Below are 20000 nucleotides of genomic sequence, written 5' to 3' on the forward strand. Positions count from 1 at the left end.
CAATCTCGATCCTGCCCAGAAAAATAATATCCATGGCCCGACGACACAGCTGTTTTCAGCACGTGCGCAGGCGATGGGGGAATCGGAGGTAACGCATGAATGCCCTGCATTCGCTGCAAACGCTGGCGGTGTCCATCCGCTCAGTGCGCAAAGTCTACGGTGATCCAAAGACTGGCCCGGTGGCGCTCAAAAGCATCGACCTGGACATTCGCGACAACGAGTTCTTCACCCTTCTCGGCCCTTCGGGCTGCGGCAAAACCACGCTCCTGCGGATGATCGCCGGGTTCGAATTCCCTACCGAAGGCGAAATTCTGCTCTACGGCGAAAACATCGCCGACCGCCCGCCCTTCCAGCGCCCGGTCAACACGGTGTTCCAGCATTACGCGCTGTTCCCGCACATGACCATCGCCGAGAACCTGGCCTTCGGCCTTGAGTCCCACCCGATGGGCAAAGTCCTGCACAAAACGCAATTGGCCGAACGGGTGCGCGAGATGCTCGCCCTGGTGCAGATGGAGCGCTTTGCCAACCGCAAGCCAGCGCAACTGTCTGGCGGTCAGCAACAGCGTGTCGCCCTCGCTCGTGCATTGGCGCCGCATCCCAAGGTCTTGCTGCTCGACGAACCGCTTTCGGCGTTGGACCTCAAGCTGCGCCAGGCCATGCGCGAAGAGCTGAAAACCATTCAGGCGCGCACCGGCATCACCTTCATCTTCGTCACCCACGACCAGGAAGAAGCCCTGACCATGTCCGACCGCATCGCCGTGTTGTCCGAAGGCGAGGTGCAGCAGGTCGGTCGTCCGGAAGACATCTACGAACGCCCGCGCAATCGCTTCGTGGCGGACTTCATCGGTGAAACCAACTTCATCGAAGGTACGGTCACCCGCGTTGAAGACGGCCTGGCCTGGTTCGCCGGTCCGGCCGGTCATCCATTGCCTGCACAGCCATGCAGCGATGTGCGAGTCGGTGCCAACGTCACATTGTCCGTGCGCCCCGAGCGTTTGCATCTGGTGCCAGCCACCACTGAGAACGCTCTGCCGTGCCGGATCGAAGCGCAGATCTACCTCGGCACCGACCTGCAATACCAGGTCAGCCTGAGCGACGGTTCACGCCTCACCGTGCGCACCCCCAACTGCGTCGACCAGAGCAAACGCTTCGCCGTCGGCAGTCAGGCCGGTCTGTTGTTCGACCAGGGCAGCGCCAGCGTCCTGCACGATTGAGCACGAGGAATTGCCATGCACGCTTTACCGATTGCCAACACACTGGAACGTCGGCGGGCCTTCCAGAGCTTTCTCGGTGTCAGCCCCGCGCTGATCGCCATCGGCCTGTTTCTGATCGTGCCGATCCTGATCGTCATCGGTTACTCGCTGATGGAGGCCAACCCCTATGGCGGGGTGAACAAAGTATTCAGCAGTGACGCCTACACCTCCCTGCTGTTCGAGCGGCAACTGGACGACAGCCTGGCCTTCGCCGACTCCTACCTGATCATTGCCCTGCGCTCCATCGGCATCGCCGGGCTGACCACGCTCATCACCCTGTTGATCGGTTTTCCGGTGGCGGTATGGCTGGCCATGCAACCGGCCCATCGCCGTGGCTTGCTGATCTTCCTGATCACCGTGCCGTTCTGGGCCAACCTGTTGATCCGTACCTACGCCTGGATTCTGCTGCTGCGCAACACCGGGGTGATCAACAACAGCCTGATGGGCCTCGGGGTCATCGACCAGCCGCTGCAACTGCTCTACACCGACGGCGCGGTGCTACTGGGGGTGGTTTATACCTATGCGCCCTTCGTCGTGCTGCCGATCTACGCCACCCTGGAAAAAATGGACATCCGCCTGCTCGAAGCCGCTCAAGACCTCTACGCCGGACGCGTTCGAACCTTGCGCAAGGTGGTGTTGCCGATTGCCAAACCGGGAATTCTCGCCGGCGCCATCCTCACTTTCGTGCCTTGCCTGGGCGCGATGATCGCTCCGGAACTGCTCGGTGGCGGCACGCGAATGATGCTCGGCAACCTGATCTTCCGCCAGTTCAGCGATGCGCGTAACTGGCCTTTCGGTGCGGCTCTGTCGCTGGTGCTGATGGCGGCGGTGATGTTGGTACTGACGGTTTATGCCTTGCGTGCCGAACGCCAGCGCATCGCCAAAGGAGGTGCGTGATGATCGGCCTGTTCAAACGCAACACGCTGGGGGTGCAGGACTTCCCCGGCTTCGGCGGATTCAGTTTCCTGTTCTACCTGTACCTCTACGCGCCGATCGTGGTGCTGGTGGTGTTTTCGTTCAACGCCAACCAGTCGGCCACGGTGTGGACCGGTTTCAGCTTCGACTGGTATCGCGCGGCCTTCGCCAACCAGGCCCTGCGCCAGGCGGCCGGCAACAGCCTGTTGATCGCGGTCTGCGCCAGCATGGTCGCCACGGCCATCGCCACCCTCGCCGCTCTCGGCACTTCACGGGGTGCGAAGTTCAAAGGCCTGCAATTGTCCATGGGCGCGATCATGTTGCCCCTGGTGCTGCCGGAAATCGTGGTCGGCGTCGCCACCCTCGCGCTGTTCTCCACCATCGGTCTGTCCCTGGGCTACGGCAATCTGATCATCGCGCACACGGTGTTCTGTATCCCGTTCGCCTTTCTGCCAATACGGGCACGCCTGAACGACATGGACCTGTCCCTGGAACAGGCCTCGGCCGACCTCTATGCCGGCCCGTGGCGGACCTTTCGCAAGGTCACGTTGCCGCTGCTGATGCCAGGGATTTTCTCCGGGCTGATGCTGGCCTTCATCGTGTCGCTGGATAACTTCGTGATCTCGATGATGGTCTCCCAGGCCGGCACCACCACCTTGCCGATCTTCATCTTCGGCCTGTTGCGCATGGGTGTGACACCGGACGTCAACGCTGTCTCGACCCTGATCCTGGGCGTCTCGGTGCTGTTCGTCACGCTCTCTTATCTGCTGGGCAAAAAGAAAACCTGAACCTTCTACGCACTGTGGGGAAATAGCATGAGCAAGTGGATTAAAAGCATCGGCACTTCGTTGTTCCTGACTTTACCGCTGACCATGGTCGGCAGCGTTCAGGCCGCGGAAAAACTCAACGTGGTGAGCTGGAGCGGCTACTTTTCGCCGGAGATTCTCGCCAAGTTCCAGAAGCAGACCGGCATCGAAGTTACAGTCGACTCCTACGATTCCAACGAAACCCTGCTGGCCAAATTGAAACAGGGCGGTGCCGGTTATGACGTGGCGATCCCGTCGCACCAGTTCGTGCCGATCCTGATCAAGGAAAAACTGCTGGAGCGCTTCGACCCGGTCAACGAGCCTTACTACGCCAGCGTCGTCGACAACCTGAAAAAACCCACCTGGGACCCGGAAGGTGCCTATTCCGTGCCGTTCATCTGGGGCACCACCAGCGTGGTACTCAACACCGAGCGCTACAAGGGGCCTGCCGATAGCCTCAAGGTGCTTTACGAGCCACCGGCCGAGCTGCAAGGACGAATCAACATGTTCGACTCGGTCAGCGACGTGGTGGACATGGCCAGCCTGTATCTGAACATTCCACTGTGCAGCGAAGACCCGAAGCAGATGCAGCAGATTCTGACCCTGCTCAAGGCGCAGAAACCCTTCGTCAAAACCTACAGTTCCAAGGCCGGTTCGATCCGCGAAAACCTCGCCTCCGGCGAAATCGACATGTCGACCTTCTGGGGTGGCTCGTCGATGCGCGCCCGGGAGATGAAACCGAGCCTGAAATACCTGTACCCGAAAGAAGGTGTGCTGGCCTGGGTCGACAACATGGTCATCCCGACCGGCAGCAAGAACCCGGCAAACGCCAAGGCCTTCATCGCGTTCCTCAGCCAGCCTGAAAACGCGGCGATGACCCAGAATTTCCTCAAGCACCAGAGCCCGATCAAGGGTGTGGAGCCGTTCCTCGACGCGGGCCTCAAAGACGCCCCGGAACTGCACATTCCCGAAGGCACCCAGGTGGTATTCAGCAAGACCTGCGGCGAAGGCGCGATCCGCCTGGCCGACCGTCTCTGGACCAACCTGATGCGTTGACCTCTACCGCCCCGACGCAATGGCGGGGCGTTTTTCCAGCCGTCTGAAAGGCCGCTTGCAATGAACTCTAATAACATCAGCGAACTGGTCCTGTTGCAGGCCCACGAGCTCGCCGAACGCATCCGCCTGCGCCAGGTTTCCTGCCGGGAAGTGATGCAGACTTATCTTGCCCATATCGAACGTTTCAATCCGAAGATCAATGCACTGGTGAGCCTGCAAGCGCCGCAAGACCTGCTGGCCCAGGCCGATATCCGCGACGCCGAACTGGCGAAAGGCCAATACCGTGGCTGGATGCACGGCCTGCCCCACGCCATCAAGGACTTGTCCCTGACCCGTGGCATCCGCACCACGCTGGGTTCGCCGCTGTACAAGGACTTCATCCCCGAGCGCGACGGCATCATGGTCGAGCGAATCAAAGCGGCGGGCGCGATCATCATCGGCAAGAGCAATACCCCGGAATTCGGCCTCGGTTCGCAAAGCTATAACCCGCTGTTCGGCGCGACCGGTTGCGCCTACGACCCGAGCAAGACCGCTGGCGGCAGCAGCGGCGGTGCAGCGGCGGCGCTGGCGATGCACCTGGTGCCGGTGGCCGACGGCAGCGACATGATGGGCTCGCTGCGCAACCCGGCGGCTTTCAACAACATCTTCGGTTTCCGTCCGTCCCAGGGCCGCGTGCCTTTCGATGACAGTGCCGACCTGTTCATCGACCAACTCGGCTACGAAGGCCCCATGGCTCGCAGCGTGCGCGATGCAGCGTTGCTGCTATCGGTACAGGCCGGGGCCGATGCACGGGCGCCGCTGTCGATTGCCGAGTCCGGCAGCGCCTTTGCGGCACCGCTGGATCGGGACTTCAAAGGCACACGTCTGGGCTGGCTCGGCGACTTCAACGGCTACCTGCCGATGGAAAAAGGCATCCTCTCGCTGTGCGAAAAGGCCTTTGCCGATTTCGAAAGCCTGGGTTGCCGCATCGAGCCCGTCCAGTGCGAATTCGCGCCAGAGAAGCTGTGGAGCAGTTGGCGGACATTGCGCCACTGGATGGTCGCCGGCTCGTTGGGCGCGACCTATGCCGACCCGCAAAAACGTGCGCTGTTGAAACCGGAAGCCTGCTGGGAAGTGGAAAACGGCCTGAAACTCTCGGCCACCGATGTGTTTGCCGCCTCGGTGACGCGCAGCGACTGGTATCGGGCGATCTCCAGGTTGTTCGAAAAATACGACTACCTGCTGCTACCCAGCGCCCAGGTGTTCCCCTTCGATAAAACCCAACCGTGGCCCACCACCATCGAAGGCGTGACCATGGACACCTATCACCGCTGGATGGAGGTGGTGATTCCCGGCACCTTGTCCGGCTGCCCGGTAGCCAACGTACAGGTCGGCTTCAGCGCCAGCGGCCTGCCCATGGGCCTGCAAATCATCGGCAAACACCAGGCCGACTTCGCTGTCCTGCAACTGGCCCACACCTACGAACAGGCCAGCCGCTGGTTCCAGCGCTGCCCTTCACCGCTGCTCAGAGGATAGATTTTGATAAACGGTTGAAAGCGCAGAGAAATATTTTAGATTTATGCTTGACGCATCCCCGTTACCGGTGAATAATGCGCGCCACTTGGCTACATAGCTCAGTTGGTTAGAGCATAGCATTCATAATGCTGGGGTCCGGGGTTCAAGTCCCTGTGTAGCCACCAAGTACTAAAAACGGCTTACCGCAAGGTAAGCCGTTTTTTTATGCCTTGAAAAAATACGCTGCGGTTGCAGGAAATCCTGAACCGCATGCGCGCATCGATCAGACGCCAATGGTCGGCAATGCCGACAAAGCCCGTTCCCAGATCTGCCACGTGCGCAACCAGACCATCGCCTGCCAGTCGCTGTCGGCCGGATAGAACTGCTCCAGCAGATTCAGCTTGATCTCGCGTCCTGCTGCGTCACTCGGATTGCCGTGCAGATGCAGCCAGTGATCATCGCGCAGATGCCGGTGAACGTCCGGCCCCGGGTAAGTCCCACACTCAATGACAAACGGCATCAGCCGTACCTGCGGCAGCGCATCGATCAATGCCTGCGAGGTATAGCCGGTGGCCGTTGCCGCCACGCCGGTTTCGCTCAGGGTATCGGCACCGGTCTGCAGGCTGTAGAGCCACGGGCCATAAATCGCCTGCGCATCCGCCAGCGCCGGATAGGCGGACTCGGTGATGGTCAACAACATCGGATGACCGTATTCGCCAGCGCCCGTGTGCAAGTCGAAACACATGGCGACCTCGGCATGGGCTACGTGCATTTGCACGATCTTGTGCAACGTGCGGTTCGACCAGCTCGGCGCCAGCCCGCCGAAAAACAGACCGTCGGGGTGAGCATGCTGACCGCCCTCGACAATCGACATGACTGCCGGCCAGCCGTGCAGGCGAATCTGTTCGTCGAGCAAGGCATCGGCACGATCACGCTCCGGACCTTGCAACTGTGGGCAGGCATAGATTTCATGCAGGGCGTCATAGGCCTGGTTGTCCGGCAGCGGTCGCTGGAAATCCAGGTGATTGCGGTTCAGGTCGATGTTGTCTTCGTTGACCCGGCGCAACCACGCCATGCCCCAAGGGTTGATAGCATGGATCATGACCACGGCGACATCCGCTGGCAGAGAACGCTTGCCCAACTCCTGCAGCCATTTGATCTGGCAACCCGAGCCGTAGAAGCCTTCGACTCCGTGGGTGCCGCTCAGCGCGATCAACAGGCGCTTGGCGCCCGGATCACCCAATACCGCCACATCCGTGCTCAGGGACTCACCAAACGGCCCCTTGAGCGGGTGTGGATACTCCGTCAGCATTGCGCCTGCCGTTGTCGCGGCGGCCAGGAACTGTTCACGCTGGGTGCGATAGCTGGACTGGGTGGGGAACTCGGTTTGCATGTCTGCCTCTTGTTGATTTTCCGGCCTGCCTGTTGGCAACGACCCTACAGAAAATCCCGCTTTTGATGAAGGACAAAAAGGGTCAATGCCGTGGGACCTGGTTTGCGTCCCTCCCGGTCGGCCGATAAAGTCCACTGATCGTAGATCCAACGGACGGAGTGCCCCCACGTGTTCTCAAACTTTCCATTGCGCCGCTATCGCCTGCCAACCCTGGTTCTGCTCGCCAGTGCCTTGACCCTGGCCGCGTGCCACAACGCTTCGGTGCCGACGCTGCCGCTCGCTCCGGAAAGCGCTTCCGGGTTCCGCACCGACCTGAAAACTCAACATGCCGACAAATACATGGCAGCGGCGGCCAATCCGCTGGCGGCCGAAGCCGGGCGGGAGATGCTGCGCCGGGGCGGCTCGGCCATCGACGCGGCGATTGCGATGCAAGCCGTGTTGACGCTAGTCGAGCCACAGTCTTCGGGCATCGGCGGCGGCGCATTGATCGTCCTCTGGGATGGCAAGGCCGTGCGCACCTACGACGGACGTGAAACCGCCCCGGCCGGCGCCACCGAAAAGCTTTTCCTGCAAGCCAACGGACAACCGATGGGGTTCACCCAGGCGCAGATTGGCGGTCGTTCGGTGGGCACACCCGGCGTGCTGCGCGCCCTGGAACTGGCCCATCAAAAACACGGACGCCTGCCCTGGGCGCAGCTGTTTGAACCGGCCATCCAGCTCGCCGAACAAGGCTTCGCCATTTCGCCACGCCTGCACCGGTTGATCGCCGCGGATTCGTCCATGCCTCGCTCGCCGGAAATGATGGCTTACTTTCGCAATGCCGATGGCAGCCCAAAAGCCGTCGGCACAAACTTGAAGAACCCGGCACTGGCCGCCGTGTTCAAGCGCATTGCCCATGAAGGCCCGGATGCCCTGTACAAAGGCCCGGTCGCCGAGGAAATCGCGGCCAAGGTGCAGGGGCACGACAACCCCGGCAGCCTGTCCCTGACCGATCTCGCCAACTACCAGGCCAAGGAGCGCGCGCCACTGTGCACCGACTACAAGCGCTGGCAGGTCTGCGGCATGCCACCGCCGTCGTCGGGCGGGATCGCCGTGGCGCAGATCCTCGGCACGCTGCAAGCCCTGGAGACCCGCGATAAACGCCTGGCGCTGGCACCGCTGCAACCGGTCAAGACCACGGCCCCGGCCGGCATCGAACCCGACCCGCAAGCCGTGCACCTGATCTCTGAGGCCGAACGCCTGGCCTACGCCGACCGCGCTCAATACTTAGCCGATACAGACTTCGTCCCCGTGCCGGTCAAGGGCCTGGTCGACCCGGCCTACCTCGCCAGCCGCGCCGCCCTGATTGGTGAACGCAGCATGGGCACGGCCAAACACGGCACTCCGCCGGGCATCCGTGTGGCCTATGCGCCGGACCGTTCGCCGCTGCGGATTTCCACCTCGCAAGTGGTGGCCGTCGATGACGCGGGTGGCGCCGTGTCGATGACCACCACCATCGAGTCGGCGTTCGGCTCGCACATCATGGTTCAGGGTTTCATGCTCAACAACGAGATGACCGACTTCTCGTTCATCCCCGAGGAAAACGGGCAAAAAGTCGCCAACCGCGTCGAGCCCGGCAAACGCCCGCGTTCGTCCATGGCCCCAACCCTGATCTTCGACCGCCAGAGCGGCGAATTCCTCGCCACCGTCGGTTCCCCCGGCGGCTCGCAAATCATCGAATACGTAGCCAAATCCACCATCGGCCTGCTCGACTGGAACCTCGATGCACAAGCCGCCATCAACCTGCCCAACTTCGGCAGCCGCAACGGCCCGACCGAACTGGAACAGGGGCAGTTCAGCCCGACGCTGATTCAGGCGCTGAAAGACAAAGGGCACAGCGTGAGCGAGATCGACATGACCAGCGGGACCCAGGCGATTGTTCGGGTCAAGGACGCCCAAGGCAAAGCGTCGCTGACAGGCGGAGCCGATCCGCGACGTGAAGGGCAAGCGCTGGGGGATTGAGTCGTACGCGGGGATGAGAAAGGGCTTACCGGTGGGTAGGCCCTTTGTTTATGAGCAAGTCGCTATCGACTGATCTTCAACCCCTGCCGAACCTGGTGCTTTTCCAGCGCCAGCTCGATCAGTCGCGTCACCAGCTCGCTGTAGGTCATGCCGGTGGCCTGCCACAGTTTCGGGTACATGCTGATGCGGGTGAAGCCGGGCAGCGAGTTGATTTCGTTGATCAGCACTTCGCCGCTGTCGGTCAGGAACACGTCGACGCGGGCCAGGCCGGAGCAGCCCAGTATCTGGAACGCTTCGACGGCCAGGGCGCGAATGCGCTCGCTGGCCTCGACGCTGATATTGGCCGGCACCACCACTTCAGCCGCCTTGTCGTCGATGTACTTGCTGTCGTAGGAATAGAACCCGCTGCGAACCACGATCTCGCCGCAGCCACTGGCGATGGCGTCTTCATTGCCGAGCACTGCGCATTCAATCTCGCGGCCGCTGACGGCAGATTCGATCAACACCTTGGTATCGAAACTCAAGGCCAGCTCCACCGCTGCGCTGTACTCAGCCTCGTCGGTGACCTTACTCACGCCCACGGAAGAGCCCTGATTCGCCGGTTTGACGAACAGCGGCAAACCCAACTTGCCCCGCACCTCGGCAAAACCGGTGCGCGCCGCCGTGGCGCGGGTCAATGTCACGAACGGTGTCACGTACAGGCCGGCATCGCGCAGCAGGCGCTTGCTGATGTCCTTGTCCATGCACACGGCCGAGCCGAGCACATCGGAGCCGACAAACGGCAGATCGGCCATGCGCAGCAAGCCTTGCAGGCAACCATCCTCACCGAGGGTGCCGTGGACAATCGGGAAGATCACATCGACGTGGCCGAGCATCTCCTGGCTGGAAGTTTCCACCAGTTGCTGACTGGCCTTACCCGGCACCACGGCCAGTTCGCGGTTGGACTGGTTGAGGGCGATCAGCGCCGGATTTTCCTGATTCAGCAAAAAATTCGAAGGATCGTTGAGGTGCCAGTGGCCTTGTTTGTCGATGCCGATCAGCACCGGCTCGAAGCGTGAACGGTCCAGCGCATCGACGATGTTTTTCGCCGATTGCAGCGACACCTCATGCTCAGCCGAACGGCCCCCGAAAATGATCCCCACGCGCAGCTTGCTCATGACCTGGCCTCACCTGACGAATAGAAAAAACGACCTGCAGAGAATGCGCCACACAGTGCAGTATTTGCCCTTGGTTTTCTAGCGTACCTGTCGCCTTGCGATCAGAAGACAGGGAGTCGCTGACTGGGTTACCGTGTTGCGCATCGAGCTCAAGACAATCATCACCATGGCCAAGTACCTGCCTCGCAATGACTGGTTCCATCGCGCGCCCGATGTCGGCGGGCTACAGCGTTTCGAGGCGTTTTTCGCCGGCCATGGCTACGATCTTCACCGCCACGACACCTATGCCATCGGCCACACCCTGGCCGGGGTGCAGAGCTTTCAGTATCGCGGTGGCTGGCGTCACAGCCAGCCAGGCGCAACGATCGTGCTGCACCCGGACGAAGCCCACGATGGCGAGGCCGGCACCGAGTCCGGTTTCCAGTACCGGATGATGTACATCGAACCGGCGCTGATCCAGCAGATGCTCGGCGGCCAACCGCTGCCGTTCATCAAGACCGGACTGTCGGACGACCCCCGCCTGTTTGCTGCCACGGGAGCCTTGCTGCGCAGCCTTGATTGCCCGCTCGATCCACTGGAAGAACAGGATGCGCTGTTCGATCTGGCGCAGGCCTTGAGCACCGTTTCCGGTGTGACAGCCAAACGCTCGGGTTTCGATTACGTGGCCGCGCAGCGCGCGCGGGAATACATCCACAGCGCCCTCGATCGCACCGTGACACTCGATGAGCTGGCGCAACACAGTGGCCGGGATCGCTGGAGCCTGTCCCGGGATTTTCGCCTGTTGTTCGGTACCAGTCCCTATCGCTACCTGACCATGCGACGCCTGGACATGGTTCGCGCGCTGCTGACTCAGGGGCAGACACTGGTCAGCGCCGCGCTGATCGCCGGCTTCACCGACCAGAGCCACATGACTCGGCAATTCAGCAAAACCTACGGCTTGCCACCGGCCCGCTGGCTGAACCTGCAGCGGCGCTGAGCCACGCACAATCGTTCAAGAATCGCGCCGGATTGCTGGCTATCGTGGCCCAGGATCAACCACGAGAGCCCCATGATGAACGCCTACGAAAGCCTGAACTTCGCGGAAAAACTCGCCCGGATCGATTCGCACTGGTCGCCCCGGGTCATCGCCGAAATGAACGACTACCAGTTCAAGGTGGTGAAGCTGCTGGGGGATTTCATCTGGCACGACCACTTCGATACCGACGAAACCTTCATCGTTCTGGAGGGCCAGTTACGTATCGACTTTCGCGATGGCCATGTGCTGGTGAACGCCGGGGAGATGTATGTGGTGCCCAAAGGCGTCGAGCACAAACCCAGCGCTGGGCAGGAGGTAAAACTCCTGCTGATCGAACCCAAGGGCGTGCTCAATACCGGCCGCGAAGGTGGCGAGCGCACGGCCGAGAATGATGTCTGGATTTGAGCGCTGGCCGCCTCACGCCTGCAAGGTCTTGCCGTCCACCGGATCACCAATGGTCAAGAAGTGCCCGCCCGCCACGTGGTGCAAGGTGCGCAAGGCGTCTTGCCCTTCGAAGTGCCAGCGGCCTTCGCTGAACACGCGCTCGTCAGCCTGGGCGGCAATCACTTCAGCCAGGAACAGATCGTACTGCTGGTGGTTGTTTGGCTCCGGCAACAGGCGACATTCCAGCCAGGCCACGCAGCCTTCGAGCATCGGCGCATCAACCGACTGGCCGGTGAACGTCTGTAAATCGTAGGTCTCAAACTTGTCGCGCCCCTGGCCCTGGGTCAACTCCAGGCCGGAGGTCGAACCGACGGTCTGCACAATGTCGGCCTGTGCAGCGCACGGAACGTTCAACACAAACGTGCCCGAGGCTTCCAGCAACTGGCGAGTCCAGGTGGACTTGTCCAGCACCACGGCAATTTTCGGTGGTTCGAAATCCAGCGGCATGGCCCAGGCTGCCGCCATGATATTGCGCTGGCCATCGTGGGCTGCGCTGACCAGCACGGTCGGGCCATGATTGAGCAGACGATAGGCCTTGGACAAGGGAACCGAACGGCGGTGGGGAACGCTCATGGAAGTCTGCTCCTGGGGGAAAAGAGCCGATTGTAGCGCCCACGTAACCCTGTGGGAGCGGGCTTGCTCGCGAAGGCGTCAATTCAGTCACCGCTGGATTGAATGACACACCGCTTTCGTCGGAACGCCGCCCGGAGCAAGCCCGCTCCCACCAAGAGCTGATCTCAGGTCAGTTGGTGAGTTGATTGGCAAACTGCCCCACCGCGTTGACCACTTTCTGCGCGCCGTCCTGGATCTCGACAATCACCGTACCCGCTTCCGCCGCCAGTGCCAGGCCCTGCTCGGCCTGAAGCTTGCCGTCGGACATCAGCGCTACGGCGTTGCGCGCCATGTCCTGGTTCTGCCGCACCACGAGGACGATTTCGTCGGTGGCCTGGCTGGTGCGCGAAGCCAGTTGCCGGACCTCATCAGCCACCACGGCGAACCCCCGCCCCTGCTCGCCCGCACGGGCCGCTTCGATGGCCGCGTTGAGCGCCAGCAGGTTGGTCTGCTCGGCAATGCCGCTGATGGTTTTGACAATGGTACCGATCACCAGCGACTGCTCGTTCAGCGCTTCGATGCCATCGCCGGCGGTTTGCATATGCCTGGCCAGGTCGCGCATCACGTCCACGGCCTGGGTCACCACGGCGTTGCCGCGCTGAGCGCTTTGGTCGGTTTGCTGCGAGGTGCTGTAGGCGATGTTGGCCGCCTCGGCGACGGCTTGCTCCTGATTGACCTGATCGGTAATCACCGTGGCGAACTTCACCACCTTGTAGAGATTATTGTTGGCATCGGCCACCGGGTTGTAGGACGCCTCAAGCCAGACCGCACGACCATGGCTGTCGACACGTTTGAAACGGTCGGCCACGTACTCGCCCGCATTCAGGCGACGCCAGAAGTTATGGTATGCGTCACTGTTGTATTCTTCCGGCAGGCAGAAGGTGCGGTGATGCTTGCCCTTGATCTGCGCCAGGCTGTAACCCATACCGCTGAGGAAGCGGTCGTTGGCGGTCAGCACGTTGCCGTTGAGGTCGAATTCGATCACCGCCGTGGAGCGCACCAGCGCGCCGATCAGGTTCTCGTGTTCGCGGGAAGCCTCGATGGTGCGGGTCAGGTCGCTGGAAAAGATCGAAAAACACTTGATCCGCCCGTCCGCCGAGCGCACCGGTTGCAGGATCGAACGCAACCACGCTTCCTGGCCGGTACCGCGCAACAGACGCACTGCGCCGGCGAAGTGCTCGCCACGGGTCAACGCGTTCTTGAAGCGCAGCTGGAATTCATCGGATTTCACTTGATCCGGGACCAGATCGTCGATGTGTCGGCCAATCAGGTCGCCGCTCTTGTAATGCATTTCGCCAAGGAAGTTCTGGTTGACCGACTGAACCCGCCCGTTGCTGTCGAGGGTCAGCACCAGCATTTCGCTTTCCAGACTTTCCTTCACTTGCTGGAGGCTGGAGAGTTCTTCACGAAGAGCCGACAGCTCCTGCTTCAAGCGTTTATTGAACATGGGAAAGCACCGATGGACAGGGGTAGAAAGCGATATGCAGCCTAACCATCGGCCTTGGAAACATTTTCTTAAGCGTGCTTCAGGCTTGTCCTACAAAAAATAGTTACGACATGTCCGATCAATGCGCGCCAGCCGCAGGACAGCCTGAGATTCTCGGCATCCGCGCACCGAAGTACGCCGCACTGCCCATGCCCACCGCGCCCATCACCGCACTGAACATCACGCAGATCCATGGGCTCCATGGCATCAGACCGATCAACAACAGCGGTGTGACACTCGCCCATGCGGCATAGGCAATGTTGTAGGTGAACGAGATCCCCGAAACGCGAATCCGCGCCGGGAACAGGCTGACCATCACCGATGGCACCGCGCCAACTACCCCGCAGGACAGCCCGGCCACCGCGTAGGCCAGGCCGCTCCAGTCGCCGCCCATGATCAGGCAGGCATACAGCACGCCGATGCCCAGCGGCAGCAGCAGGCTATAGAGCATCACCGTGCGCCAGGCGCCGATGCGATCGACCAGCAGCCCGGCGAGCACGCAGCCGATGTTCAGGAACACGATGCCCAGCGCGCTCAAGGCGAAGGTACGACTGGCGGTCATACCAAAGGTTTTCTGCATCATGGTCGGGGTGATGACCACGAACACCACCACGGCCGAGGTCAGCACACAAGTGAGAATCATCGCCGGCAAAATGGCCAGGCGATGCTCGCGCAAGACCGTACGCAGCGGCAGTTCGCCAGCCGCCTCGCGCTGCGCCTGCATGGCCGTGAACACTGGGGTTTCGCTGAGCCAGCGACGCAGCCACACGCCAATCACCCCAAACACGCCGCCCAACAGGAAGGGATAACGCCAGGCGTAATCGAGGATTTCCGCCGCAGTGAACGCCTGCGCCAGGAAGGTCGCGGTCAATGCCCCGATCAAATAGCCGAAGGTCAGCCCCGCCTGCAAGAAGCCCAAGGCATAGCCGCGGTGGGCAATGGGTGCGTGCTCGGCGACGAATACCCAGGCACTGGGTACCTCACCGCCCACCGCCGCGCCCTGGAGGATGCGCAGGGCCAACAGCAGCAAGGGTGCGAAATAGCCGATTTGCGCGTAGGTCGGCATGATCCCGATCAGCAGACAGGGCAACGCCATCATCAGGATGCTCAGGCTGAAGACTTTCTTTCGCCCCAGACGGTCGGCGAAGTGCGCCATCAGGATGCCCCCCAACGGTCGCGCCAGGTAACCGGTGACGAAGATCCCGAAGCTTTGCAGTAATCGAAGCCACTCGGGCATTTCCGGCGGGAAGAACAACTGGCTGAGGGTCAGGGCGAAAAACACGAAGATGATGAAGTCGTAGATTTCCAGCGCCCCGCCGAGAGCGGCGAGCCCCAGGGTCTTGTAGTCCGAGCGGCTGAACGGCTTCGGGAGCGAATCGGTGTTAGTCATGAAAAGAACTCTGGCACAGGCAAAAACCAAGGCGCCCATGGTCTACGCAAATGCACCGGCGGACAACCCGTTAGACCAAAGTCCCATAGCCACGAAACAGCCCCGCAAAAGTCCTCGGCTTGAATTAATGTTGGCGCCTGTCCAGACGGGCGGTTACTGCCCCGAAGACCACTACAAACATAATAAATCCGAGGTACCCCCCCGTGGCCGCTGATATCGAAGATAGCCGCTCCGCCCGCTTTGCCCTGCGCTGTTCAAGTTTTGCCGAACGCTGGTTTCCCGACTCTTGGGTGTTTGCTGCCCTGGCGGTGATTATCGTGGCCCTGGCCACCATGGCGATGGGTGCCAAGCCCACCGATGCCGCGGTGGCGTTCGGTGACGGCTTCTGGAGCCTGATCCCGTTCACCATGCAGATGGCGTTCGTAGTAATCGGTGGTTACGTGGTCGCCAGTTCGCCACCGGCGGTGAAGCTGATCGACCGCCTGGCGAAAATCCCGAAAAACGGCCGCTCCGCCGTGGCCTGGGTGGCGCTGATTTCCATGGTTGCTTCGCTGCTGAACTGGGGTCTGTCGCTGGTGTTCGGCGGTTTGCTGGTGCGCGCTCTGGCCCGCAGAACCGATCTGAAGATGGACTATCGCGCCGCCGGTGCAGCTGTCTACCTGGGTCTCGGCGCGGTTTGGGCCCTGGGCCTGTCATCGTCCGCTGCGCAATTGCAGGCCAACCCGGCCAGCCTGCCGCCGTCGATCCTGTCGATCACCGGGGTGATCCCTTTCACCCAGACGATCTTTCTTTGGCAGTCCGGTGTGATGTTGCTGGCTCTGATCATCGTTTCACTGATCGTTGCCTACGCCACCGCCCCCGGCCCGAACTCCGCGCGAGACGCCAACGCCTGCGGGATCGACCCAAGCTTCAACCTGCCACCGCTGCAACCACGCACCCGCCCCGGCGAATGGCTGGAACATAGCCCGCTGCTGACGATTCTGCTGGTGCTGCTGGCAGCCGGATGGCTGTTCCATGAGTTCTCGACCAAACCGGCCATCAGCGCGATTTCCGGGCTGAACACCTACAACTTCCTGTTCATCATGCTGGGTGCGCTGCTGCACTGGCGTCCGCGCAGCTTTCTGGATGCCGTGTCCCGTGCGGTACCGACCACCACCGGTGTGTTGATCCAGTTCCCGCTGTACGGCTCGATCGCCGCGCTGATGACTACGGTCAAGGGTGCCGATGCGCAGACCCTGGCGCACCACATCTCGACCTTTTTCGTCAGCATTGCCTCCCACGACACCTATGCCCTGCTGATGGGTGTGTACTCGGCGATCCTCGGCTTCTTCATTCCGTCCGGCGGCGGCAAGTGGATCATCGAAGCGCCGTACGTGATGCAGGTGGCCAATGACCTGAACTATCACCTGGGCTGGGCCGTACAGATCTACAACGCCGCCGAAGCCTTGCCGAACCTGATCAATCCGTTCTACATGCTGCCGTTGCTGGGCGTACTGGGGTTGAAGGCGCGGGACCTGATCGGTTTCTCGTTCGTGCAGTTGCTGGTGCACACGCCACTGGTGCTGTTTTTGCTGTGGGCACTGGGCACGACGCTGACGTATACGCCGCCGGTGATGCCGTGACCCAAATGGTGGTGATGACATAGAACCCTGTGGGAGCGAGCTTGCTCGCGATGACAATGTCACTGACATATTGATACTGAATGTGCCGACGCCATCGCGAGCAAACCCGCTCCCACTGTGGTTTCTCCCACATTGAGAGTGCACGTTGCCTGACAGCTTTTTACCTCCCCCCTCTAGACCAACCGCCGCCTGCGGTTTCAGTATGTAGCACCCACGCCAACGGGAAACCACGCTGAAAAGGATCTGAGCATGCTAAAACTTGCAGGACTGACTCTCGCGGCCCTCACCCTGAGCGCCGCTGCCCACGCCGATGTCGCCCTGAAACTGGGCAGTACCGAACGCGTTACCCGTCTCTTCGCCTATCCCAACAACTGCAACGTGATCTGCTTTCGCAACTGGACACTTGAACAGACCGTCGAGCATTACCTGACCCAAAGCGTGCAGCGTGATGGCTACACCGGAGCGAAGGTTCTGATCAAGACCGATAACAATCAGCTTTATGCCGAAATCAGCGGCGTACCCAACGGCTATGAAAAGCCTCTGGCCGCGCTGCTCGACGCCGGTGACCTGGCCTACAACGGCGCCAGCAAACTGAATGCCGATGGCAAGTGGGCGTATAGCTGGTACCTGTTCCTGCCGTTGGGTATGGCCCTGGAAAATCGCAAAAGCGTCGAACTGCTGCACTTCCCGCCAGACTATTCGCTGACCCAGGCCCAGGATTACCTGAGGTCCGCCACTACGGATCGCTGGGCCACGCTGCTGACTGCCAACGGCATCCCGGCCGGGCAGACACCGGGCTACCAGACAATCATCGACATCGCCCCGATTGCCGCGCCGTCCAACGCGGGCAAAGACCTCGAAGGCGTCTACGGCTACTTCAAGGATTACCAGACCACCATGGTCAAGGAAGTCAGCCTGAACGCCAGCGGCGCAGCCCTGCCGATGGTCGCCTTCGGCGCACCGGTGCGTAACTGGATCAAAGAGCAATACGGGCAGACGGTGAACGTGTTGGGCCTGGTCCAGATCACCCCGGACAACGGCGTGAAAGTCCCCGTGCTGGGCTCCAACCATCCGAGCTACATTTGGTATGCCGCCGATCCGGCAAGCTACACCGGCAGTGACGCCCAGGCCAAGGCCGATGCGGCAGGCCTGAAAGTCATGGGTCAGGATTTGAGTGCTGCGTGCTGGCAGGCCGCCATGGGCCGCCAACCGGACAGCAATCCGGACGTTGAGCTCAATACCTGCAGGCAAACCTGGCAAGTGGCCCAGAAAGAAAAAACCTGCGAGCTGTTCTACACCTCGATCCGCAACCTGTCGCCCCAACAGGCTGTGGGCAAATGCGCGACAGCTTCGATCGTGTCCCAGCTCAAGCAGCTCAAGGCTCCGGCGCCAGCCACGGCGAAACCTGCTCCGCCGCTGTAACCCGATGAACGGCGAAAAATCTGTCACTTATGACAGTAGACCGCCCGTGGTATCTGCGAGAGGCTTGGGCTGAACCCATGTGCTGCTGTGCTGACAGGACCGTCGGTGCAAGGAAGTCGCAGCACCCAGCAGACAGGGATTGTTATGAAAGCTCACGCCCCTCAACGAAAGCGCCCACAACCGCCGCAAGGTGTTTACCCCTTTTCGGAGCTGCCCGTTCGCCTGGGATTTCCTTCCCTGGCCGACTTCGAAATCATTGAAAACGCCAAGGGCGAAGCCACGGGTATTGCCGCACGGCGCGAATTCCCGCGAATCACCCGTATCTGCCGGGCGTCGGGGCATTTGCTGCCCTACCGCTGCCGGCATACCCGCCAGCTCGCCCCGGGCATACACGTCTACGACCCGCGCTTCTGCGGACTGTTGCGACACTCCTGCGACCCCAATGTCTTTCTGGACTTGAGCGAGTTGTGGTTATGGGCGCTGAAGGACATCAGCAAGGGGGACTGGCTGACCATGGACTTCGCCGCCACCGAAGACAAACTGCAACGCCAATTTGCCTGCCAGTGCGGCTCATACGAGTGCCGTGGCTGGATTACCGGCTACGACGAGTCGCCAAACGCCGACGGCCAGGCGTTTCTGCAACGCTGGCGTCGGCAACGTCATTATTGACGGTATTACTGAGGGTCGACCGGACGCAGGCGGTACTGCGGCGGCAGTTGCTCGAAGCCGCTGATGGTGGTGTTCAGGCTTTTCCAGCGACCGTCCTTGATGCCGTAGATGCAACCGTGGACCGACAGGCTCTGCCCGCGGTGCCAGGCATTTTGCACAATGCTGGTATGGGCGACGTTGGCCACTTGCTGAATCACGTTGAGTTCGCAGAGGCGGTCGACCTGTTCCTCTTCGGTGGCCAGTTTGGCCAGCTCTTCGCGCTTCTCGTAGTAGAGATCGCGAATCGAACGCAGCCAGCCGTCGATCAGGCCGAACTGGCGATCCTGCATCGAAGCGCGCACACCGCCGCAACCATAGTGGCCGGTGACAAGGATGTGTTTGACCTTCAGTACATCGACCGCGTACTGAATCACCGACAGGCAGTTGAGGTCGGTGTGCAGCACGACGTTGGCCACATTACGGTGTACGAACAGATCGCCCGGCAGCATGCCGACGATCTCGTTGGCCGGCACCCGGGCGTCGGAACAACCGATCCACAGGAACTCTGGGGTCTGTTGGCGAGCCAGCTTGGCGAAGAAGTCAGGATCTTCCTCCTTGATCGCAGCGGCCCAACGCTCGTTGTTATCAATCAGATCTTGTAATTCGTTCATGCTTTGAAGCCTCAAGAATGATGCGCAGCTTTGACTGACAACCGTCCGTCGGGGTCACGCGCGAAAATGCAGATGCTCTCCTGATCCGGAACACGGGGCTCCATGCCGGTGGAATTCTCGGTAGCCACGGGGGTCAACCGTAGTAGGGACTACAGTATGAGGAATTGCCATGAATGATTCACGACGTCCGTACGATGCGGTGCAACCGGAACCCGTCGATGACAACGAAGACCGCATGGGCTCGGTGCGTGAGCTGGATTTCGACGCTGAAGAACCCAGCACCAGAATCGGTGACGAACTGCCGGAAAAGGAGCGCGAGCGACTGCTGTCGCGCAAGCGCGGAAGTGAAGCGGGCCTGACCGCTGCCTCGACCGGTGACCATCAACCTACCGATGACGACTTGAGCCCGGAAACCCTGATCCGTGAGGACGGCGCCCGGGATGCCCATGAGGCGGGCAATGATAGCCGTGCGGATTGGGACCTGAGCATCGTCGACGAGGACGATATCGGCGGTGGCAATGGCCTGGATGAGGCTGAACTGGCTCAGCGCGATCCGATGGACGGCAAGCGCTGATCTTCAGTGTCTGAAAGATCGCCATCGCGAGCAGGCTCGCT

Annotated in this window: 18 protein-coding genes, 1 tRNA gene and 1 pseudogene; 13 read left to right on the forward strand and 7 right to left on the reverse strand. The window is 61.2% G+C overall.

Features of this window, described 5'->3' with window-relative positions; translation table 11 throughout:
• Positions 1-95: 95 nt before the first annotated feature.
• The 6 genes from J4D25_RS20835 (at position 96) to J4D25_RS20860 (ending at position 5709) form a co-directional block, all read left to right on the forward strand.
• The gene (locus J4D25_RS20835) at positions 96-1214 is read left to right on the forward strand and encodes an ABC transporter ATP-binding protein (RefSeq protein ID WP_057713309.1); all 1119 of its coding nucleotides are present in this window, start codon (positions 96-98) and stop codon (positions 1212-1214) included.
• Between the two features lie 15 nt (positions 1215-1229).
• Positions 1230-2150: an ABC transporter permease gene (locus tag J4D25_RS20840; protein ID WP_057713308.1), complete on the forward strand. Its 921-nt coding sequence runs from the start codon at positions 1230-1232 to the stop codon at positions 2148-2150.
• A complete protein-coding gene (locus tag J4D25_RS20845; RefSeq protein WP_057713307.1) occupies positions 2150-2956 on the forward strand; it encodes an ABC transporter permease in 807 nt (268 codons plus the stop codon). Before J4D25_RS20840 ends, J4D25_RS20845 begins: the two co-directional genes overlap by 1 nt.
• A gap of 27 nt (positions 2957-2983) precedes the next feature.
• Positions 2984-4030: an extracellular solute-binding protein gene (locus J4D25_RS20850; RefSeq protein ID WP_057713306.1), complete on the forward strand. Its 1047-nt coding sequence runs from the start codon at positions 2984-2986 to the stop codon at positions 4028-4030.
• A 60-nt stretch (positions 4031-4090) separates the two neighbouring features.
• Complete coding sequence (locus J4D25_RS20855; protein WP_057713305.1) at positions 4091-5545, forward strand: amidase; 1455 nt, start codon at positions 4091-4093, stop codon at positions 5543-5545.
• 87 nt (positions 5546-5632) lie between these two features.
• Positions 5633-5709 (forward strand) — tRNA-Met (locus J4D25_RS20860).
• A gap of 98 nt (positions 5710-5807) precedes the next feature.
• Here J4D25_RS20860 and J4D25_RS20865 read toward each other — a convergent pair.
• Positions 5808-6917, reverse strand: a complete 1110-nt coding sequence (locus J4D25_RS20865; protein WP_057713304.1) for a M14 family metallopeptidase — start codon at positions 6915-6917, stop codon at positions 5808-5810.
• 168 nt (positions 6918-7085) lie between these two features.
• Here J4D25_RS20865 and ggt point away from each other — a divergent pair, with 168 nt between their 5' ends.
• On the forward strand, positions 7086-8918 hold the full coding sequence (gene ggt / locus J4D25_RS20870; RefSeq protein WP_057713303.1) for a gamma-glutamyltransferase: 1833 nt from the start codon (positions 7086-7088) through the stop codon (positions 8916-8918).
• A 62-nt stretch (positions 8919-8980) separates the two neighbouring features.
• Here ggt and ddlA read toward each other — a convergent pair whose 3' ends face one another.
• Positions 8981-10075: a D-alanine--D-alanine ligase gene (ddlA, locus tag J4D25_RS20875; RefSeq protein ID WP_057713302.1), complete on the reverse strand. Its 1095-nt coding sequence runs from the start codon at positions 10073-10075 to the stop codon at positions 8981-8983.
• 166 nt (positions 10076-10241) lie between these two features.
• Between ddlA and J4D25_RS20880 the strand changes: the two genes are divergently transcribed.
• Together J4D25_RS20880 and J4D25_RS20885 are read left to right on the forward strand one after the other, a co-directional pair.
• Positions 10242-11051 (forward strand): AraC family transcriptional regulator, encoded by an 810-nt coding sequence (locus J4D25_RS20880; protein ID WP_057716563.1) that lies wholly within the window; start codon positions 10242-10244, stop codon positions 11049-11051.
• Between the two features lie 75 nt (positions 11052-11126).
• Positions 11127-11495, forward strand: a complete 369-nt coding sequence (locus tag J4D25_RS20885) for a cupin domain-containing protein (protein WP_057716562.1) — start codon at positions 11127-11129, stop codon at positions 11493-11495.
• Between the two features lie 12 nt (positions 11496-11507).
• Here the strand turns inward: J4D25_RS20885 and J4D25_RS20890 are convergent, their stop codons facing one another.
• The 4 genes and pseudogenes from J4D25_RS20890 to J4D25_RS20900 form a co-directional block, all read right to left on the reverse strand.
• Positions 11508-12107, reverse strand: coding sequence for a flavin reductase family protein (locus J4D25_RS20890; protein ID WP_057713301.1), 600 nt, complete (start codon positions 12105-12107; stop codon positions 11508-11510).
• Between the two features lie 169 nt (positions 12108-12276).
• Positions 12277-12885: a methyl-accepting chemotaxis protein gene (locus J4D25_RS27415; protein WP_373423043.1), complete on the reverse strand. Its 609-nt coding sequence runs from the start codon at positions 12883-12885 to the stop codon at positions 12277-12279.
• Positions 12865-13593 (reverse strand): annotated as a pseudogene (locus J4D25_RS27420) (PAS domain-containing protein); the annotation flags it as partial. The gene J4D25_RS27415 and the pseudogene J4D25_RS27420, both read right to left, overlap by 21 nt.
• Before the next feature lie 118 nt (positions 13594-13711).
• On the reverse strand, positions 13712-15022 hold the full coding sequence (locus J4D25_RS20900; RefSeq protein WP_198530229.1) for an MFS transporter: 1311 nt from the start codon (positions 15020-15022) through the stop codon (positions 13712-13714).
• Positions 15023-15225: 203 nt separating this feature from the next.
• Here J4D25_RS20900 and J4D25_RS20905 point away from each other — a divergent pair, with 203 nt between their 5' ends.
• The 3 genes from J4D25_RS20905 (at position 15226) to J4D25_RS20915 (ending at position 18735) form a co-directional block, all read left to right on the forward strand.
• Entirely contained in the window at positions 15226-16644 is a 1419-nt protein-coding gene (locus J4D25_RS20905; RefSeq protein WP_057713298.1) for a short-chain fatty acid transporter, read from the forward strand.
• Positions 16645-16893: 249 nt separating this feature from the next.
• Positions 16894-18066, forward strand: coding sequence for a hypothetical protein (locus J4D25_RS20910; protein WP_057713297.1), 1173 nt, complete (start codon positions 16894-16896; stop codon positions 18064-18066).
• A gap of 144 nt (positions 18067-18210) precedes the next feature.
• On the forward strand, positions 18211-18735 hold the full coding sequence (locus J4D25_RS20915) for a hypothetical protein (RefSeq protein WP_057713296.1): 525 nt from the start codon (positions 18211-18213) through the stop codon (positions 18733-18735).
• Positions 18736-18740: 5 nt separating this feature from the next.
• Here J4D25_RS20915 and can read toward each other — a convergent pair whose 3' ends face one another.
• Positions 18741-19385: a carbonate dehydratase gene (gene can / locus J4D25_RS20920; RefSeq protein WP_057713295.1), complete on the reverse strand. Its 645-nt coding sequence runs from the start codon at positions 19383-19385 to the stop codon at positions 18741-18743.
• Between the two features lie 169 nt (positions 19386-19554).
• On the opposite strand from can, the gene J4D25_RS20925 reads away from it, so the two are divergent.
• Positions 19555-19959 carry a hypothetical protein gene (locus J4D25_RS20925; RefSeq protein ID WP_057713294.1) on the forward strand — a complete coding sequence of 135 codons (405 nt, stop codon included), beginning with the start codon at positions 19555-19557 and terminating at the stop codon, positions 19957-19959.
• Positions 19960-20000 lie beyond the last annotated feature (41 nt).

It is taken from the genome of Pseudomonas sp. GW456-L13, from assembly GCF_017350115.1.
GTDB classification, from domain to species: Bacteria; Pseudomonadota; Gammaproteobacteria; order Pseudomonadales; family Pseudomonadaceae; genus Aquipseudomonas; species Aquipseudomonas jessenii.